Raw genomic sequence first — 21,005 nt, 5'->3', positions numbered from 1 at the left:
CTTTGTCACCACTTTCTTATTTATTATGAATTTGCATGGGGTTTCCAAAAGCAATAGTATCATTGGGAACATCTTTAGAGACGATAGTACCTGCTTTAATCATAACGTTATGACCGATTTTCACTCCAGGTAAAATGGTCACATTTGCTCCAATTAAAGTATGAGAACCAATGTCCACTCGTCCATAACGATACTCATTTACTAAAATTTCATGCGTTAATATTGTTGTATTATAACCAATAACAGTATTACTGCCAATAGATATTAACTGGGGATGAAAAATATCAGGCATTACCTTATAGGCAAATGCAGTTCGTTCCCCAATTGACATCTTCAAGAAATGAATATAAACATATCGTTTCACATTTAAAAAAGGAATAAATCGACTTATTTCTATTATTACTGTATTTTTTAACACTTTAGAAAAACGAACAAATTGGTAAATGCGCCATAAGGGATTCATCGACTGTGTATTAATAATAGTTAATCGTCTCATTATTTTACTTTCCCTCTTGAATTCCAAGTTAATGGTCCAGCATTTTTATAAATAGCTGGTTGATATTTTATTCGATGATAGATAATCAAAGTCATACCAATAATAATTAAAATAATTGAAACAAGTTGAGCTACGCGAATATGACTTGTTAACATTAAACTGTCTGTTCGTAATCCTTCAACGAAGAAGCGCCCTATTGAATACCAAATGAGATATAATGAAAATGTTTCTCCAACGCGTAGGTACTTTCTAAGAGTAATTAATATAATAAAACCAAGTATATCCCAAATAGATTCATATAAAAAAGTAGGATGATAGTATACACCTTCAATATACATATTTCGAATAATAAATTCTGGAATATGCATATTTTCTAGAAATGTTCTTGATACTGGTCCGCCATGAGCTTCATGATTCATAAAATTGCCCCATCGCCCTATACCTTGAGCTAATATAATGCTTGGTGCAACAATATCTCCAATTTGAAAAGGATTAAGATTTTTCAATTTACATAGAATAATTCCAGTAATAAAGCCACCTATTAATCCACCGTGAATAGCTATCCCGCCATGCCAAATTTTAGGTATTTCTGATGGATTTTCCATATAATAAGGCCATTGAAATATAACAAAATAAATTCTTGCAACTAGAAATCCGAAAATTGCACAATAAAAAATAATATCTACTAATGTATCTTTATGTAATCCTATAGATTTCAAGCTTTCTTGAGCAATAAAATATCCAATCAATATTCCTACTGCAATAATAATTCCATACCATTTTATCGATAAAGGACCTATATCGATAGCAGTAGGATTGATATAATTCAAATTAAAAAACATATACTATATCCCTTCATTCTGATTCCCATTCTTGAGAATTTCTTCATTTAAACGTTGATTAAATTCTTCAGCTGTATTAATACCCATGATATTTAAACGATAATTCATTGCAGCTACTTCTATAATAACAGCAACGTTTCTTCCTGGTCTTACAGGGATTGTTTTTTTAGTTATTTCCGTATCTAAAATCTTTAACGTTTCTTCATTTAAGCCAACGCGATCATATAATTTATTCTTATCCCAATTTTCAAGATTTATATTTAACCGTATTTGTTTTTGGGTTAGAATTGACCCCGCTCCAAATAAAGTCATGACATTGATAATTCCTAGTCCACGTATTTCTAATAAATGTTCAATTAACTTAGGTGGTGTACCAATCAATTCGTCTTTCGTAATTTCGCGAATTTCAACATTATCATCTGCTACTAAACGATGACCTCGTTTTACTAATTCTAATGCTGTTTCACTTTTTCCGATGCCAGAGTCTCCTGTAATCAATACGCCTACACCATATACGTCTACTAAAACGCCGTGTAGAGAGGTCGTTTTAGCTAACTCATGTTCTAAAAATGTCGTTAATCGACTCATTAAACTTGTCGTAGCATCTTTAGAAACAATCAAAGGTGTCTCCATTTCTTGAGCCGCTTCAATCAGTTCCTGAGGAGGCTCTAATCCTCTTGTCACAATAATTGCTGGGGTTTCAGGACGACATAATTTTCTCATTCGTCCTCGTCTTTCTTCATCTGGTAATAAATTGTAAAATGATAATTCAGTGGTACCTAATAATTGAATACGATTTGCTGCATAATGAGAAAAATAACCTGCCATTTCTAAACCAGGTCTAGAAATATCAATATTTTTAATTGTTTTATTTAATCCTTTTTCTCCAGTAAATAGCTTCAGTTTTAATACTTTAACCAATCTCTCTGTCGTTAACATGAGTTCACCTCAAAATTCCCTTGAATTAATTCATCTCTTATCATATCAAAAATATAACAATATGTTATATAAAAAAGGAGTAGAAAATTATTTTTCTACTCCTTTTTTCAAAACCATTAAAATGATATTCTACTTCATTTATACTCTAAAAAAGCACTATCGCACATTAAATTCTATTTTATTCATCTCGCACTTTATCACGTTCTAACACTGTTTTTAAGTACTTACCTGTATAAGAAGCTTCCACACTTGCAATGTCTTCTGGCGTTCCAGTTGCAACGATAGTACCGCCACCTTCTCCGCCTTCTGGTCCTAAATCTATAATATAATCTGATGTTTTAATAACATCTAAATTATGTTCAATAATAACCACTGTATCTCCATTTTCCACAAGGCGATTTAATACTTTTAATAATCGACTGATATCGTCAACATGAAGACCTGTAGTAGGTTCATCTAAGATATAAATTGATCGTCCTGTAGAACGTTTGTGTAATTCTGAAGCCAGTTTCACACGTTGTGCTTCCCCACCAGAAAGTGTGGTTGCTTGTTGCCCTAGAGTAATATAGCCTAATCCTACATCTACAAGTGTTTGTAATTTTCTATGAATTTTAGGAATATTTTCAAAGAAATAAGTCGCTTCTTCTACTGTCATTGCTAATACATCTGCAATATTTTTTCCTTTATATGTGACTTCTAAAGTTTCTCTATTGTATCGTTTGCCATCACACACTTCGCATGGCACATATACATCTGGTAAGAAGTGCATTTCTATTTTAATAATGCCATCGCCTTTACAAGCTTCACAACGACCACCTTTAACATTAAAACTAAAGCGTCCTTTTTGATATCCTCTAATTTTAGCTTCATTCGTTTGAGCAAAAACATCTCTAATGTCATCAAATACACCTGTATATGTCGCCGGGTTAGAACGTGGTGTTCTTCCTATAGGTGATTGATCAATATCTATAATCTTATCTAATTGATCAATACCTTTGATCTCATCATACTCTCCAGGTTTAACTTTAGAATTATTAATTGTTTGAGCTAATGATTTATATAACACTTCATTAACTAATGAACTTTTACCTGATCCAGAAACACCTGTTACAACCGTCATTACTGACAATGGAATATCTACATCAACATCTTTTAAATTATTACTTTTTGCACCTTTAATTGAGATTTTACGATTCGTAACTTCTCTGCGATGTTCCGGGACGTCAATACGTTTTTTACCGCTCAAATATTGACCAGTTAAGGATTTCTTGTCTTTCATTACCTTTTTAGGAGTCCCACTTGAGACAATTTCACCGCCATGATTACCTGCACCAGGTCCGACATCAACAAGGTAATCGGCTGCTCTCATCGTATCGTCATCATGTTCAACTACAATTAGTGTGTTACCTAAATCTCTCATCTCTTTTAATGTATTGATTAAACGATCATTATCGCGTTGATGTAATCCGATAGAAGGTTCGTCCAATACATAAAGCACGCCTGTCAATCGTGATCCAATTTGAGTAGCAAGACGAATACGTTGTGCTTCTCCACCTGATAGTGTTCCTGAAGAACGATTCAGTGTTAAATAATCAAGCCCTACATTATTTAAGAATGTTAATCTTGAAATAATCTCAATTAAAATTTGTTTAGCAATCGCTTTGTCTTGCTCTGATAACTCTATATTCTCATAAAATTTGAGTGCATTTTTAATTGAATATTCTACAACTTCGCCAATATTGTATCCACCAACATATACTGAAAGTGCTTCTTTACTTAAACGTTTACCGTGACATGTTTCACATGGAAGTTCAGTCATATATCTACTCATCATTTCACGTGTATATTCTGATGGTGATTCGTGATAACGTCGATCTATATTAGGGACTACGCCTTCAAATTTCATTTTTCTACGACGTGTGCCTCCATTTCGACTATGAAATGAAAACTCAATTTCTTTATCGCCTGACCCATTCATAAGAATATCTTTTTGTCTATCAGTCAATTTTTTATATGGCTTATCCATATTAATTTTATAAACTTCACATACTCGTTTTAATAATGTTGGATAAAAGTCGGAACTTGTAGGCTCCCAAGGTTCAATCGCACCTTCATTTAAAGTTTTATTAGTATCAGGAACAACCAAATCTAGATCTACTGTAAGTCTTTGACCTAATCCATCACATGTTGGACAAGCACCGAATGGGCTATTAAAACTAAACATTCTAGGTTCTAATTCACCTATAGAAAATCCACAAATTGGACAAGCATGATTTTCAGAGAATTTGAGCTCTTCTCCACCAATGACATCAACAGTAAGGTTTCCTTCACCTAGCTCTAAACTTGTTTCTATTGAATCTGCTAATCTTGTTTCTATTCCTGATTTTACAACTAAACGATCTACAACTACTTCAATAGTATGATTTTTATTTTTATCTAGTGCAGGAACCTCGTTTACATCGACCACTTCACCATCGACACGTAATCTGACATATCCCTTTTTGCCAATATCTTCAATTAATTTTTCATGGCTCCCTTTTCTATGTGAAACTAAAGGAGCTAAAATTTGAATTTTAGTTCTTTCTTCTAATTCTAATATACGATCTACCATTTGCTGCACGGTTTGCGATTCAATTTCGATTCCATGATATGGACAAAATGCTTTCCCCACACGTGCATATAATAATCGAATGTAATCATATATTTCAGTCACAGTAGCTACTGTAGAACGCGGGTTTTTACTTGTCGTTTTTTGGTCAATTGAAATTGCAGGTGATAGTCCCTCAATGGTATCAACATCTGGCTTATCCATTTGTCCTAAAAATTGTCGTGCGTAGGCACTTAACGATTCTACATAGCGACGTTGTCCTTCAGCATATATTGTGTCAAATGCAAGTGATGATTTTCCCGACCCAGAGAGACCAGTCATCACTATAAGTTTGTTCTTTGGTAACTCAATATCGATATCTTTTAAGTTATGTGCTCTTGCACCTTTAACTACGATACTTGGACCTTTCATGTAATAATCACCCTTCTGCTTTTAGTTCAAATAACATATCTCTCAATTCTGTTGCTCTTTCAAAGTCTAAATCTTTAGCTGCTTTTTTCATTTCTTTTTCAATATTTTCAATTGTTTTCTGACGTTCTTTCTTTGTCATTTTCTTAGGTACTTCAGTTTGTTGCTTTTCATTTGTTTCATCATTATCCACTGTAGCACTAATGACATCATGTATTTTTTTATTGATTGTTTTAGGAGTAATACCATATTTTTCGTTATGTGTCATTTGTATTTCTCGACGACGCTGTGTTTCATCAATTGCGTACTGCATAGAGTCTGTTATCTTATCGGCATACATGATAACTTCTCCTTTATCGTTACGTGCAGCACGTCCGATAGTTTGAATAAGTGAACGATTTGAACGTAAAAATCCTTCTTTATCTGCATCTAAAATAACTACTAACGACACTTCAGGTATATCAATACCCTCTCTAAGCAAATTGATACCTACTACAGCATCATATGTGCCCATTCTTAAATCACGTATAATTTCTATACGTTCAAGTGTTTTGATTTCAGAATGAAGATAATTCACTTTAATTCCTGCCTCTTTCATATATGTTGTCAAATCTTCACTCATTTTTTTAGTTAAGGTTGTGACAAGTACACGTTCATTCCTATCAATTCTTTCTTGAATTTCACTGAGTAAATCATCAATTTGATTCTTCGTAGGTCGAACATCAATTTTAGGATCTAATAAACCAGTTGGTCGAATAATTTGTTCTACCATTTTATCAGTATGTTCAATTTCATATGGACCAGGTGTTGCTGAAACATAAACGAGCTGTTTAGTTTTTTGTTCAAATTCTTCAAATTTAAGCGGACGGTTATCCATAGCACTTGGTAAACGGAAACCATGATCTACGAGTACTTTTTTACGTGCTTGGTCTCCATTAAACATACCTCTAATTTGTGGTAACGTCACGTGCGACTCATCTATCATTACAAGCCAATCATCACCAAAATAATCAAGTAAAGTATAAGGTGTGGAACCAAGTGGTCTTAATGTTAAATGAACAGAATAATTCTCTATTCCAGAACAAAAGCCCATCTCTCTCATCATTTCTAAGTCATAATTTGTACGTTGTTCTAGACGTTGTGCTTCTAATAATTTATTTTCAGCTTTCAATTCTTTTAATCGCTCTTCAAGTTCTTTTTCAATACGTTCAATAGCGACTTTCATTTTTTCTTCTCTAGTAACAAAGTGGGAAGCAGGGAATATGGCAAAATGTTCTCTTTCACGTATCACTTCACCAGTTAGATAATTTACTTCTCTGATTCTATCAACTTCATCGCCAAAGAATTCCACTCGGATACACATTTCTTCTCTTGAAGCAGGAAAGATTTCTACAACATCTCCTCTTACTCTAAATGTACCACGTTGAAAATCGATGTCGTTCCTTGAATACTGAACATCGACTAATTTTCGAAGAAGCTCACTTCTATCCATTTCCATTCCTACTCGAACGCTAACAACTAAGTCTTTGTATTCTTCTGGATTACCTAAACCATAAATACAACTTACACTTGCAATAATAATCACATCATCACGTTCGAATAAAGCACTTGTAGCTGAATGTCGTAACTGATCAATTTCATCGTTAATTGAGGCGTCTTTTTCGATAAATGTATCCGTTGATGGTACATATGCTTCAGGTTGATAATAATCGTAGTAACTCACGAAATATTCTACCCTATTTTCAGGAAAGAACTCTTTAAATTCACTATACAATTGACCTGCTAACGTTTTATTATGCGCTATAATTAATGTAGGTTTTCCAACTTCTTTAATAACATTACTCATGGTAAATGTTTTACCAGTACCCGTTGCACCAAGTAATGTTTGATGACGTTTACCAGCTTTAACACCTTCAACGATTTTTTTTATGGCTTGAGGCTGGTCCCCTTGTGGTTCAAATTCAGAATTTAATTTAAAAGGATGATGTTCTACCATTCTTTCAAGCGCCTCCTCAGTTTATTTTTATTAATTGTTTATTTCAGTAAAAATAATACTATTTATACTTATTTTAACAAAAAAGCGAATAAAAAAACAAACGTTTGTTCGCTTACGTTTGCCATCATTTTTTATACATATATAAAAGATGAGACACAAATATAAATTCATTTCTATATTTATGCCTCATCTTAATATGTTGACGTATTTTTATTAGATATGTATTAATAATATAAAACAAATGGTATAGTACTGCAATTTTTTTGGCTTAATCTTGATGTTTGTGAAATTCTAAATTATCAATAATCACATAACCAGCTAGGATAGATACTACATCTAAAAATATAATCCATTCATTATGAAAAAATCCTTTATACACTGAAGCGGCAATTAATATCAATGTTACAATAACGCCTACCCATTTACTTCTGGTAATGACACTAAATAAAATAACTAAGATACAAGGAAAGAAAGCAGCTAAAGTATACCATACCATTATATTCACTCATTTCTTCTTCGTCGTTCTAAGATTGTCATTGTTGTTTCACGTAGTTCAGCACGAGGAATAAAGTTTTCCGTAAGCATTTCCGGTATAACGTGATCAATAAAATCTTGTACTGAACTTAAATGATCAAATTGCATTATTGTTTCTAGGCTATGTTCATAAATTTCAAAAAACAGATCTTCCGGATTACGTTTTTGAATTTCACCAAACGTTTCATATAATAAGTCAATTTTATCAGCTACTGATAAAATTTGGCCTTCTAAAGAATCATCTTTTCCCTCTTGAAGTCTTTTACGATAAATATCTTGGTATGGCTTCGGAATTTCTTCATTAATGAACGTATCTACCATTTCTTCTTCGACTTGAGAAAATAACATTTTTAATTCTCTGCTTGCATATTTAACTGGTGTCTTAATATCCCCTGTAAATACTTCTGCAAAATCATGGTTAAGGGCTTTTTCATACAAGCTTTTCCAATCAATTGAATTACCATGATATTCTTCAACTGTTGCTAAGTATTGAGCTATTTTAGTAACTTTAAATGAATGTGCTGCAACATTATGCTCAAAATATTTGAATTTTCCTGGTAATCTTATTAATTTTTCAAGATCAGATAAACGTTTAAAGTATTGATGAACCCCCATAATGCGGTTATACCTCCTTATATTATTAAATAGAAATTATACTTGTATTTATTATATCAATCAATCGTTTAGTAAAAAGTTTTAATTGTGATAATTTCATAACTTTTATTTCTTTTTTTAAACAATACATTGCATTATTAATAACTAAAAAAACATCAACAAAACATAAGATTTGTTGATGCTTTAACATTATAAATCCTTTGAAAATTTAATGTATAAAATTATAACTAGACGAATTATAAATTGTTCTATTTGTAACATCATTGAAATGACCATTCCAATTCATCTCTGAAACATAAAACGAACCATCATTGTTCACACGTTCTACGATGCCCACGTGACCATAATAACCCGCTGGTGTTTGGAAAACAGCACCTACTTCTGGACGATGATCGACCACTAAACCAGCATTTCTAGCTGAGCTTGCCCAATTATTTGCATTTCCCCAATAGCTCCCTACTGAACGTCCTAATTGTTGTCTACGATCAAATGCATAATATGTACAGTTACCAAAATAATAATGATTACCTTGGTTATTTAAAGCGCTATTATTATAATATACTGGTGCACTTACTGTTTCAGTATTGTAATTATTACTAGTAACATATGATGGAGACGCTACATATGACGCAGTTTCAGCGCTATTATAGCTTAATGGTGCAGTTTCAGTTTCACTTGAATAAGGCGTAGCATATACACTACTATCACTTATCAATTGACTTTCTAATGTTGCTGAACCTTTGTCACTTACTGCGATTAAATCACCAGGATGAATTAACGGTTTTACTCCTGGATTAAATGCATATAATTCATCTAATGTTAAATGATGAGCATTCGCAATGTTGTTTAATGTATCACCAGATTTAACTTCAACAATATCTTTATCAGGTACAACTATTGAAATATCTTTTTCAACTTCCTCATTACCTATATGATTTAATTTTTTTATCTCATCTGCAGTTGTAGAAAATTGTTGTGCCAATGCTTCTACATTTGTTTTTTCTTTAACAATGTGTGTTTGTTGTGCATGTGCTAACGTATTTAAACCTGTAATTGCTGCAATTGAAGCAAATGTTACAGTCATTGATTTTTTTAACATGTTGTCATTCCTTTGCTGTAGTGTATGCTTGTTCATTAATACTTTAGCATAAACAACATTAAAAAAGAGGAATGTTAAAACCTTGTAATATAAAGGTTAAATAACACTCCTAAATTAGTTTAAATTGATTAAATTAGTAATATTACAAGTCACGAATTACATTTTAAAGTTAGATTTATTTAGATTTTAAAATTTTATTTTTTATTAATAAACAACTCAATCAATCATTTTGTGACATCGTTTGTCGTAAATAAGCTTCTATAAATGGCGCAATATCTCCATCCATTACTGCATCTACCTTAGCAGTCTCTTCATTTGTACGATGATCTTTTACCATAGAATATGGATGGAATACATACGAACGAATTTGACTACCCCATCCTATTTCTTTTTGTTCACCACGAATTTCTGCCATTTCACGTTCTTGCTCTTCTAACTTCAATTGATATAATTTAGATTTCAACATTTTCATTGCAGCTTCACGGTTCTTGATTTGAGAACGTTCATTTTGGTTATTCACTACAATTCCGGTTGGATGATGAGTAATACGGATTGCAGACTCTGTTTTATTGATATGTTGTCCACCTGCACCTGATGCTCTAAATGTATCTACTGTAATATCATCAGGATTAATTTCTATTTCTATCTCATCATTATCAAATTCTGGTATAACATCACAAGAAGCAAATGACGTATGACGTCTTCCAGATGAATCAAAAGGTGAAATTCTTACAAGTCGGTGTACTCCTTTTTCTGCTTTTAAGTAACCGTAGGCGTTATGACCTTTAATCAATAATGTAACGCTTTTTACTCCCGCTTCATCACCTGGTAAATAATCGATGGTTTCTATTTTAAAGCCTTGTTGTTCACCATATCTTTGGTACATTCTTAATAACATGCTAGCCCAGTCTTGAGATTCGGTCCCTCCAGCACCAGGATGCAACTCTAAAATAGCATTATTTGCATCATGTGGACCATCTAATAATAATTGTAATTCAAACTGATCGATTTGTTCTCTGAATGATACAATATCTTGTTCTAAATCTTCTTTGATTTCATCATCATATTCCTCTTGAAGTAATTCCCATGTTGCATCCATATCTTCTAATTTATGATTGAGCTCATAGTAACCATTAACTATCGATTTTAATGCATTATTTTTATCAATAACATCTTGAGCTTTATTTTGGTTATCCCAAAAGTCTGGTTCTGTCATCATTTCTTCATATTCTTGAATATTTGTTTCTTTATTTTCTAAGTCAAAGAGACCCCCTAATTTGTTCTAAATCATTATTATATTCATCAATATTACGTTTGATTTCTGATAATTCCACTATATATGTCTCCTTTATTTATAAATTCTTTAAATAAAATACGAGATCGCGACAAAAGCTTTTAAATGATAAGCAATATACGTCTCGATCTCGCCTAATTATAATTACTTGATATTAATCTTCTTTACCATGGCAATTTTTATATTTTTTACCACTACCACAAGGACAAGGATCATTACGTCCGATTTTTTCACCTTTTACAATAGGTTGTTTTTTTGCTTTTTCTTTGCCATCTTCAGCAGATACGTGTTGTGCCTTGCCAAAATCTGTTGTTTTTTCACGTTCAACTTGTTCGTCTACTTGAATAACAGATTTTAATATATATTTAGACGTATCTTCTTCAATAGCTTGCATCATTAAGTCAAATAACTCGTGTCCTTCATTTTGGTAATCACGAAGTGGATTTTGTTGTGCATATGAACGTAAGTGTATACCTTGGCGTAACTGATCCATTGTATCAATATGGTCAGTCCAATGAGTATCAATAGAACGTAATAAAATCATACGTTCAAATTCAGGCATTTGATCTCCAATTTTTTCTTTTTGGCTTTCATAACCTTTTTCAATTTTAGTCCATACCACTTCAAAAATGTCTTCAGAATCTTTACCTTTAATTTCTTCTTCAGTTAATTCTCCTTCTTGAATAAACACATCATTAACATAATTTATAAATGGTCCATAATCAGGATTATCGTCTTCATCGTTAATATAGTAGTTAATCGCTCTCTGTAAAGTAGTACGCATCATCGCAATAACAATTTCTGAACTATCTTCTGAATCTATAATGCTATTACGTTCATTATAAATAATTTCACGTTGTTTACGTAATACTTCATCATACTCGAGAATACGTTTACGTGCATCAAAGTTATTTCCTTCAACACGTTTTTGAGCTGATTCAACTGCGCGTGAAACCATTTTAGATTCTATTGGCGTTGAATCATCCATACCTAAACGATTCATCATTTTTTGAAGTCTTTCAGAACCAAAACGAACCATTAATTCATCTTGTAATGATAAGTAGAAACGACTATCCCCTTTATCTCCTTGACGACCTGAACGACCACGTAATTGATCATCAATACGACGAGATTCATGTCTTTCAGTGCCTATTACTGCAAGGCCACCTATTTCTTCTACGCCTTCACCTAATTTAATGTCTGTTCCACGTCCAGCCATATTAGTAGCAATAGTAACTGCACCTTTTTGTCCTGCATTGGCTACAATTTCAGCTTCTCTTTCATGATTCTTCGCATTTAATACATCATGACGTATACCGCGTTTTTTCAATAAATTTGAAATGTATTCACTTGTTTCTACTGCAACAGTACCTAATAAAACTGGTTGTCCTTGTTTATGTTTTTCAACCACATCGTCTACAACTGCATCAAACTTTCCTTTTTGACTAATATAAATTAAATCAGACTTATCTTGACGTTGAACAGGTTTGTTCGTTGGAATTTGAGTTACTGTCATATTATAGATATTACGGAACTCTTCCTCTTCAGTTTTAGCAGTCCCAGTCATTCCAGCTAATTTATTATACATACGGAAGTAGTTTTGGAAAGTAATTGAAGCCATTGTTTTAGATTCATTTTGAATTTTCACGCCTTCTTTAGCTTCAATAGCTTGATGCAATCCTTCAGAAAAACGACGTCCAGGCATTGTACGACCAGTGAATTGATCTACAATTAATACTTCTCCATCTACGACCATGTAATCGACATCGCGTTGTAAAGTCACATGTGCTCTTAAAGCAGTATTAATATGACTAATAATATCTACATTTTGAACATCATATAAATTATCAATTTTAAACATTCGTTCTGCTTTATCTGCACCTTGTTCTGTTAAATGAACAACTTTTGTTTTTTCATCATATTTATAATCTTCATCCGCTTTTAACATCTTAGCAAAAACATTCGCTTGAGTATAAAGAGACGTTGACTTTTCAGCTTCACCTGAAATAATTAGCGGTGTTCTTGCCTCATCTATTAAAATAGAGTCAACCTCATCAATAATAGCAAAATGTAATGGTCTCATTACGCGTTCTTCCGCATAATTCACCATATTATCTCTTAAGTAATCAAAGCCTAATTCATTATTTGTACTATAAGTAATGTCTTTTGCGTATGCTTCACGTTTTTCTTCAGTAGATTTGCTATTTAGATTTAAACCAACTGTTAAACCTAAAAACTCATATAATTCAGCCATTTCTTCACTTTGAACACTAGATAAGTATTCATTGACTGTAATAACATGAACGCCTCGTCCTGCTAAAGCATTTAAATACGTTGGCATTGTCGCAGTTAATGTTTTACCTTCACCAGTTCTCATTTCTGCAATATCGCCTTTATGAATAGCAATACCACCCATAACTTGGACTTTATAAGGTGACATGTTAAATACACGTTTTGCACCTTCACGTACTAATGCAAATGCTTGTGGTAAAATTTTATCTAAATAGTCATTTTGTTTTTTTACATCTTCAATTGCTTGTGCTTCTTCTTGAAATTGCTTTGTTTTATTTCTGATTTCTTCGTCAGTTAAAATCGCCATTTTTTCCTCTAAAGCAAGTACTTCATCAGCTTTTTTACTTAAACGTTTCACTTCTTTCTTATTGCCGTCAACAATTTTTGATAAAAATCCCATTATGTTCGCTCCTTTAGCTAAAAAAACTGTTTGGCCTACAACAATTTATAATATCATTTATAAGTTCAAATTTATACTTAAATACTCATATAAACGATATGCTTAATTGTGTACAATAATTACTTTTATATTTAAACTTTCTTTCTATTTCAAAAAACTTACTATCCTTTAATTTTTAATTACCTCATTACATTAGCATAGCATGATTATACCGTCCATGAATAAGTGTAAAATAGCTAGTTGATAGTAGCTTCATACTCATTCTTCACATTGTACGATACATATAATATTTATTATTCTCTTCTAAATAATAAAAGTACCTGGGACATCAACTTGTCTCAGGTACCTTTAAACAAGGGAGTAGTCATTGACTGAATTGAATACGTGCCTATGTCATGCATTTTCAATTCTAGTCATAGCTCCTCTCATACTTAAACTTTCGTAAAGAACGTCTACATTCAACTATTCAGTTGTTTCAATCAGACCATATTTACCATCTTTACGTCGATACACAATACTTGTACCATCTGTTTCACGATCTGTAAAAATGTAAAAATCATGCCCTAATAAATCCATTTGTAATACTGCTTCTTCAGAATCCATTGGTTTTAAGCTAAACTGTTTAGAACGAATAATTTCTATTTCATTCTCATTTGATGATTCAGAAGTCGCTTCCACATCCTCATTCACTACTGTTTGTTGCTCAGCAATAAATGGTTCTGGTTCTCCATTATCTCTATTCTTACGATTCACACGCGTTTTATATTTACGAACTTGACGTTCTAATTTGCTTGTAACTAAATCAATGCCTGCGTATAAATCGTCGTGTCGTTCTTCAGCTCTCAATGTAACATTTTTCAAAGGAATTGTTACCTCGATTTTAGTAGCTGAATTTTGATACGTTTTAACTTTTACATGTGCAACTGCATTTGGCACATTATTAAAATAACGTTCAAGTTTACCAATTTTTTCCTCAATATAGTTGCGGATAGCATCTGTAATAGTGAGGTTATCTCCATGAATTTCAAATCTAATCATAGTTATCTCTCCTTTAACCTCTAATATTGGTATTCTTACTATTATAATATCATGTTTAAGTCATCTTGAAAACGCAAACACTTTGAATTTTCTGACTTTTTTATTACATAATACACTCCCCGCATAATGAACTGTCAAACCGGTAGTATAGATATCATCAATCAGTAAAATATTTTTATTCGTAATATCTATATTTTCTTTAAGATAGAACGGATTGTCAGCTTTAAATCGCTCTCTTTTTCCAAGTCTTGATTGCTTAGGTCGTGAACGTGTTCCTAATAATTCTATATAGCTTACCCCCATTTTGTCCAAAACAGTGGTTACTGGATTAAACGTTCGATGTTCATCTCTTTTATAAGGGGATGGGATAGGGACAATATAGTCATATGACGTTTTAGGCAATGTTAACTTTGAAGCTAAAACCTCAGCTAAATAGTAATCCTTCATAAATTTGTAATGATGAATCGTTTCTTTCATTATTCCATCATATTTATATTCACAATACAGTTGTGACATTAGAGTAAATTGTTGATTGAGACATTTACAGTCTAAACATTCATCACTTACTTTTATTTTATAATTAAGACATCTTGTACATCTTTTTTTATCATTGATATCAAGTTTAATGGCTTGCCATTGTTTTGTGCATGTTTCACAAAATTGTTGTGGTGATTTATAAAAATTAAATATAGATAGTTCTTCGTGAATAGGAGTAGCACACTGAATACATTTATTCATCAATCCACCCTCTTTGAATCCCTAATTTATTCATTTTTGTAATATCTTTTTTAGCCATCAACATTGATATACTCACACCTTCATGAAGAAATAATACCTTTCCTGTGGGAGCTTCTTGTTTACGTCCAACTCTTCCAGCAATTTGTACTAATGCAGCCTTTTCAAATGTATCTGCATTAATTACGATAACGTCTAATTGAGCCATAGTAAATCCACGTTCTAAAATTGTTGTTGTAAAAACAATTCGATGTTTTCCTTCACGAAGTGCTTTCACTTTTTCAAAACGTAAAGCATCTTCACTTGAAATACATATCAAATCTGAAAATATTTTTTTATAGTATTCGGATATCTTAATCATATTTTCTATATTATTAAAAAATACTAACGTAAATCTTTTATGTTCAATCTGATTTAATAACATGTACTTTAAAAAACTTTGAGTACGATTCATATTTAATTTAAAATATTTAAATTTTGGAACTGGTAATGGGTGTCTATGAAAGCGAGCAGGTAACTGTATAATGCGATGTTTTGGTATTTGATGCAGTAAATGTCTAGGTGGCGTTGCAGTCATATAAATCAATGTAGATAGCGGTTTAGCCGCTTGTTTAATAGCATTTTGTAGATGATGATCCATAGGAAGCGGAAATGCATCAACTTCATCGACAAAAATAACTTCAAAGTGATTTTTAAATCGATATAGTTGATGGATAGTACAAATTACAAAATGTCCGTTATATTGTTGTTTACTTGATTGATGCAATACGTCAATATTTTCTTTCAAAAAAACTTCTTTAATACGCTGGCTAATCTCTATTACTACATCTACTCTTGGAGAGATGACTGCTACATTAAATCCTCTTTTACGTGATAAGCTAATACCCTCATATATCATCTCTGTTTTTCCTGCACCAGTTACCGCATATAATAGTAAGTTTTCACAGTTTTCTATAGCAGATAAGATTTTTTCAGATGCATAACATTGCTGTTCAGATAATTTAAAAGATAATGTATATAATCCCTCTGATTTAACATTTTTACTTTTAATGATTTTATATTCAGTAATATTATCCATTCTTCCTAGATGTATACATTGTCGACAATATATTACTTCTTTATTAAGAATAGAGGAAAAATATTGATAGAAATGAGCACTATCTTCATTACCACATTGAATACATCGATATCCTTTTGAACTCTTTACGATACCTAACGTTTTCTCACTGATTATTTCATCTTTTAATTCTATTTCTGAAGATACTAATCTTCCATAATATTTAATATTTCATCACTTCCTTATTAAAATAAAAAAAGTCTAATCGAAAAGGAGATGGGTACCTTAGCCCTCCATGTTCTCACTTTTAACGATTAGACCTTCATCTTATTCGATTACAATTTTTCTTGGGAAATATCCAACTCCGATTCCACCTGAACCTAAATGAGATGCAATGACTGGTCCATATTCACAATATTGAATATTAATGTTTGAATATTTCTCTTTTAATTTAGCACAAAAATCTTTACCCTCTTTTGTTTTATCTCCATTAATCACAAACACTGTTACATCATTAATATTTTTCGCAATATCAAGTGCATGTTGTTCTATAGAATTATAAGCTCGCTTACGTGTACGTACTTTTTCTAAAGGATGAATTTTTCCATCTTCTTCAAACTTAAGCACTGGCTTCATTTGTAAAAGTGTTCCAATCCATGCTTGGGCACCAGTAATACGACCACTTTTTTGTAAATTTTTTAAATCATCAACAAATAAGTATGCACCTGTATCTTTACGAATAGACGTTAATTCCTCAATAATTTCGTTAGGGGTTGCTCCGTCTTCAATCAATTTTAATGTATAAATCACATAGCTGCCTTCAACCATAGAAGCTAATCTTGTATCAAATGTGTGGACTTGAATGCCATCTACCATTTCACCTGCTTGTGTTGCTGATTGATAACTCCCACTAATACCACTTGATAAATTAAAGACGATAACATCTGTATAACCTTTATCTCTCAATTCCTCGTAGTTCTTTATCCATTCACCAATAGCTGGTTGACTTGTTGTAGGAATTGTTTTAGATGCGGCCATTTTTTTATAAAAAGATTCTTTTGAAAGATCTGGATGTTCAGTAAATGTTTCCCCATCATCAAATGTTACACTCAGTGGTGCAACTGGTATCTGATATTTTTCAATAATATGTTTTGGCAGATTCGCAGTAGAGTCTGTCATTACTGCAATTTTCATAATCGTCCTCCTCAATTATACTCACCAGTATTATAAATTATTTTAATAAAAAAGGAAATTCATAATCAATTATTTATCTAAAAGAAAACAAACGTGTATAATAAAATTCATATTAATCATATCGTGGAGGTATTTATCAATTGAGTGATCGTGTTATTACTATAAAAAAAGAACATATTATTGAAAATACAATTAATAAATCTCGATTTATTGCTCATATCAAACCTGTTTCCTCAGAAGATGAGGCTAAGATGTTTATAGAAGAAGTAAAACAAACTCATAAAGAAGCAACACATAATTGTTCTGCATACACTGTTGGCAATCAAATGAATATACAAAAAGCCAACGATGATGGAGAACCAACAGGAACAGCAGGTATTCCTATGCTTGAAATATTAAAAAAACTGGATATTCACAATGCTTGTGTGGTAGTTACTCGGTATTTTGGTGGCATTAAACTTGGCGGTGGCGGATTAATTCGTGCATATAGTGGTGCAGTACGAGATGTGATTTACGATATCGGCCGTGTAGAATTAAGAAATGCTATTCCCACTACTGTTACCATTAATTATGACTTAACAGGTAAATTTGAGTATGAACTTGCTTCAACTTCTTTTTTTCTAAGAGACAAAGTTTACACTGATAAAGTGAGTTATAAGATTGATGTTTTAGAAACAGAATACGATTCATTTATCGAATTTTTAAACCGTAATACAGCAAGTCAATATGATTTAGAAAAAGATACACCTAAGCAATTACCTTTTGATATTGAAACAAATTAATTAAATTACAAAAGCCAGCAAACGCTTAAGATTGCTGGCTTTTGTAAATAAGTGAATAAAAATATTATTTATAGTTTGTCTTATGGCGAGATGCATCGTCATTTTTTTTAGAAATTAAATTAAGAATAGGACGATAACTATCATCTATTAAACCAGTAAATTCAACGATGAGTTCAATTGTGATGACGATTAAGATAAACATTAGTAATACACCTAATGGTTGAGATAAATACAATATAATACTCGATAAACTAAACATAATCGCAATAGAGTATATCAGTAATACTGTTTGACGATGTGTATATCCTAATGCAAGAAGTTTATGATGTAAATGTGATTTATCTGCTTGCATAATGTGTTGACCATTTCTCACTCTTCTAATCATTGCAAATAAGGTATCAATAAATGGTACCGCTAAAATAACAATTGGGAAGAATAAAGAAATAAATGTGATATTTTTAAAACCTAGTAAGGATAAAAAGCCAATAATAAATCCAATCATTAATGCTCCACTATCGCCTAAAAAGATTGTAGCAGGATGGAAATTAAAGAATAAGAAGCCAAGTAATGCGCCAATCAGCAAACTACAAATCATAATGATAAATACATTTCCTTGTAATATAGCTATGAAACCAATGGTAGTTAAACCAATAACTGACACACCTGATGCCAAACCATCTAAACCATCTATTAAATTTATTGCATTTGTTATTGCTACAATCCATATAATTGTAATCGGTATACTTAAAATACCAAAATGAATGGTTGGACCAATTGGAAAAGAAATAAAATCTATGGTAATCCCGTAAAAAACAACAACTGATGCCGCTATAATTTGTCCAATTAACTTTAAAATTGGCTTCAAATCATAAATATCATCAATGATGCCTACAAAATACATAATAATTAAACCAATTACCAAAGGTTTAACTGCCCTCTCTATGGGATGGCCTAACCATAAACCAATAAGAAATGAAAGTAGTATGACAGTACCTCCCATGACTGATATTGGTTTTGTATGTACTTTTCTATAGTTAGGTCGATCTACTAAATTAAATTTAAAAGAAACCTTTATTATAATAGGCGTTATTATTAAACTGATTACCAATGTTACAACAATAAGTAATAAAGTATACATCAGTTCACCTTCAATATATTCCTGTTATTTTTTCATCTATACTATTTAAACAATTATTATCAATTTTTTAAATTAGACTATAGTAGTATATATACTTTTTCAATTTTATATATTATTAGTCTGTTTATTTTCTTCGTAATAATCTATTCATTAAACAGACCACTTTTAATCATGTATCATAAACTAATTAAAATTAATTGTAAATTTTTTGTAAAGATACGTATTTTTTATATCATATCATTTTGTTATAAATTTGAACATGAAAGTCTATCTGAAATTCATAATATATATTTTATAACAAACAACTTAATGACAAATAGTAAGTTTTCACTTACAATTACTAATGGTTAATTTAAAGGAGTCGATCCCAATATGTTTGAAGCAACTATTTACAATATTGCCGTTATGGTAGCTGGAATTTATTTATTCCATCGATTACAATATTCAGAAAATAAAATCATGATATTTTCTAAAGGTTATGTCACAATTTTAATGACTTTGGTGGCATTACTAATAACAGCTTACCCTATTCCTTTTCATCATCAATATCTTATTCGTCTAACTTTTGTTCCGTTACTATTCCTTGGTCGCTATACAAACGTCGGTTACACTTTTATTGCCTCACTTATCATAAGTCTAGTGGATATATTTTTATTCGGAAATTCATTTTTTTATAGCGTCGTTCTTATTATAATAGGTATTATTGTTAGTTTAATTGGGCCGTTTCTTAAAAAAAATGATATTATTGCTTTAATTATTTTAAATGCTATCAGTATTGTTATTATTTTTGTTTTATCTATCTTCACAACTTTATATGATTTAACTGAATTAATTATACTTATACCTATTTCATTCGTACTAACGATTACTTCTGCTGTTACCTTTGTTGATATCTGGCATTTCTTTTCGCTTGTTACACGGTACGAAAATGAGGATAAGTATGATTATTTAACAGGTTTAGGTAATGTAAAAGAATTTGATAGACATTTAAATAAGATTTCTCAAAAAGCCGAAATAGAACATACTAGTCTCGCACTTTTACTCGTTGACATTGACGGATTTAAAGATGTTAATGATACATATACTCATAAAGCAGGAGACGCTGTACTAAAACAAATGTCTCAATTGCTTAAAAATTATGTACCACATCAATTTAAAATCTTCCGTAATGGCGGTGAAGAATTTTCTATTGTCATCTTCGATTATTCTTTAGATCAAAGTGTGAAACTTGCTGAAAATATTAGGATGGCAGTCGAAAAATCTTCGTTCCATTTACCTAATAAGGAAGTTATAAAACTATCTGTATCTATTGGCGTTGGTTATTTATCTCCAGATGAATATAAATCTCAACGTAAAGTATTTAAAGACGCCGATGATATGGTCCATGTAGCTAAAAAAGAAGGTCGTAATCAAGTAATGTTTAATCCTATAATTAAATTATAGACGTTACGATTTAATTTGAGATGGAACGTGGAATTCGAAATGAATTCTGTTGCATCTCTTTTTTATACTCTTTTAACATCTATATTATTTATTTG

17 protein-coding genes are annotated in these 21,005 nt (G+C 31.5%); 2 read left to right on the top strand and 15 right to left on the bottom strand.

All coding sequences use genetic code 11. The annotated features are described in order from the left end of the window. Positions 1-16 precede the first annotated feature (16 nt). From HMPREF2881_RS07965 to fakB1, 14 genes are all read right to left on the bottom strand, one after another. On the bottom strand, positions 17-496 hold the full coding sequence (locus HMPREF2881_RS07965; protein ID WP_002455611.1) for an acyltransferase: 480 nt from the start codon (positions 494-496) through the stop codon (positions 17-19). Then, positions 496-1,338, bottom strand: coding sequence for a prolipoprotein diacylglyceryl transferase (gene lgt, locus HMPREF2881_RS07960; protein ID WP_070653685.1), 843 nt, complete (start codon positions 1,336-1,338; stop codon positions 496-498). The genes HMPREF2881_RS07965 and lgt overlap by 1 nt, the downstream gene beginning before the upstream one ends. 3 nt (positions 1,339-1,341) lie before the next feature. Beyond that, on the bottom strand, positions 1,342-2,277 hold the full coding sequence (gene hprK, locus HMPREF2881_RS07955; protein WP_002448148.1) for an HPr(Ser) kinase/phosphatase: 936 nt from the start codon (positions 2,275-2,277) through the stop codon (positions 1,342-1,344). Between the two features lie 178 nt (positions 2,278-2,455). Continuing rightward, positions 2,456-5,296, bottom strand: coding sequence for an excinuclease ABC subunit UvrA (gene uvrA, locus HMPREF2881_RS07950; RefSeq protein WP_002448112.1), 2,841 nt, complete (start codon positions 5,294-5,296; stop codon positions 2,456-2,458). Positions 5,297-5,303: 7 nt separating this feature from the next. Next, a complete protein-coding gene (uvrB, locus tag HMPREF2881_RS07945) occupies positions 5,304-7,289 on the bottom strand; it encodes an excinuclease ABC subunit UvrB (protein ID WP_002448241.1) in 1,986 nt (661 codons plus the stop codon). 268 nt (positions 7,290-7,557) lie between these two features. After that, complete coding sequence (locus HMPREF2881_RS07940) at positions 7,558-7,785, bottom strand: CsbA family protein (protein WP_002448072.1); 228 nt, start codon at positions 7,783-7,785, stop codon at positions 7,558-7,560. A 5-nt stretch (positions 7,786-7,790) separates the two neighbouring features. Continuing rightward, positions 7,791-8,438: a YfbR-like 5'-deoxynucleotidase gene (locus HMPREF2881_RS07935; RefSeq protein ID WP_002448191.1), complete on the bottom strand. Its 648-nt coding sequence runs from the start codon at positions 8,436-8,438 to the stop codon at positions 7,791-7,793. A 208-nt stretch (positions 8,439-8,646) separates the two neighbouring features. Continuing rightward, positions 8,647-9,537, bottom strand: a complete 891-nt coding sequence (locus tag HMPREF2881_RS07930; RefSeq protein WP_002448211.1) for a CHAP domain-containing protein — start codon at positions 9,535-9,537, stop codon at positions 8,647-8,649. A 220-nt stretch (positions 9,538-9,757) separates the two neighbouring features. Then, positions 9,758-10,871, bottom strand: a protein-coding gene (prfB, locus tag HMPREF2881_RS07925; RefSeq protein WP_100066499.1) for a peptide chain release factor 2 whose coding sequence is annotated in 2 segments (ribosomal slippage) — positions 9,758-10,798 and positions 10,800-10,871 — 1,113 coding nt in all. Because the reading frame shifts where the segments join, the coding sequence is not laid out codon by codon here. A 114-nt stretch (positions 10,872-10,985) separates the two neighbouring features. Continuing rightward, a complete protein-coding gene (gene secA, locus HMPREF2881_RS07920; RefSeq protein WP_070653684.1) occupies positions 10,986-13,523 on the bottom strand; it encodes a preprotein translocase subunit SecA in 2,538 nt (845 codons plus the stop codon). Positions 13,524-13,985: 462 nt separating this feature from the next. After that, on the bottom strand, positions 13,986-14,561 hold the full coding sequence (gene hpf, locus HMPREF2881_RS07915) for a ribosome hibernation-promoting factor, HPF/YfiA family (RefSeq protein ID WP_002448103.1): 576 nt from the start codon (positions 14,559-14,561) through the stop codon (positions 13,986-13,988). Positions 14,562-14,621: 60 nt separating this feature from the next. Beyond that, positions 14,622-15,299, bottom strand: coding sequence for a ComF family protein (locus HMPREF2881_RS07910; RefSeq protein ID WP_002448152.1), 678 nt, complete (start codon positions 15,297-15,299; stop codon positions 14,622-14,624). Further along, the gene (locus HMPREF2881_RS07905) at positions 15,292-16,374 is read right to left on the bottom strand and encodes a DNA/RNA helicase (RefSeq protein ID WP_002448127.1); all 1,083 of its coding nucleotides are present in this window, start codon (positions 16,372-16,374) and stop codon (positions 15,292-15,294) included. Before HMPREF2881_RS07905 ends, HMPREF2881_RS07910 begins: the two co-directional genes overlap by 8 nt. Before the next feature lie 306 nt (positions 16,375-16,680). After that, a complete protein-coding gene (gene fakB1 / locus HMPREF2881_RS07900) occupies positions 16,681-17,547 on the bottom strand; it encodes a fatty acid kinase binding subunit FakB1 (RefSeq protein ID WP_002448078.1) in 867 nt (288 codons plus the stop codon). A 140-nt stretch (positions 17,548-17,687) separates the two neighbouring features. Here fakB1 and HMPREF2881_RS07895 point away from each other — a divergent pair, with 140 nt between their 5' ends. Beyond that, positions 17,688-18,329 (top strand): YigZ family protein, encoded by a 642-nt coding sequence (locus HMPREF2881_RS07895; RefSeq protein WP_002448090.1) that lies wholly within the window; start codon positions 17,688-17,690, stop codon positions 18,327-18,329. A gap of 64 nt (positions 18,330-18,393) precedes the next feature. Here the strand turns inward: HMPREF2881_RS07895 and HMPREF2881_RS07890 are convergent, their stop codons facing one another. Beyond that, positions 18,394-19,467 carry a glycosyltransferase family 4 protein gene (locus HMPREF2881_RS07890; protein ID WP_002488322.1) on the bottom strand — a complete coding sequence of 358 codons (1,074 nt, stop codon included), beginning with the start codon at positions 19,465-19,467 and terminating at the stop codon, positions 18,394-18,396. 372 nt (positions 19,468-19,839) lie between these two features. Between HMPREF2881_RS07890 and HMPREF2881_RS07885 the strand changes: the two genes are divergently transcribed. After that, positions 19,840-20,910 (top strand): GGDEF domain-containing protein GdpS, encoded by a 1,071-nt coding sequence (locus HMPREF2881_RS07885; RefSeq protein ID WP_002448119.1) that lies wholly within the window; start codon positions 19,840-19,842, stop codon positions 20,908-20,910. Positions 20,911-21,005 lie beyond the last annotated feature (95 nt).

The organism is Staphylococcus sp. HMSC057A08, assembly GCF_001812925.1.
Taxonomy (GTDB): domain Bacteria; phylum Bacillota; class Bacilli; order Staphylococcales; family Staphylococcaceae; genus Staphylococcus; species Staphylococcus hominis.
The sequence above is the reverse complement of the archived record's forward strand: the minus strand, read 5'-3'. Positions and strand labels throughout refer to the sequence as shown.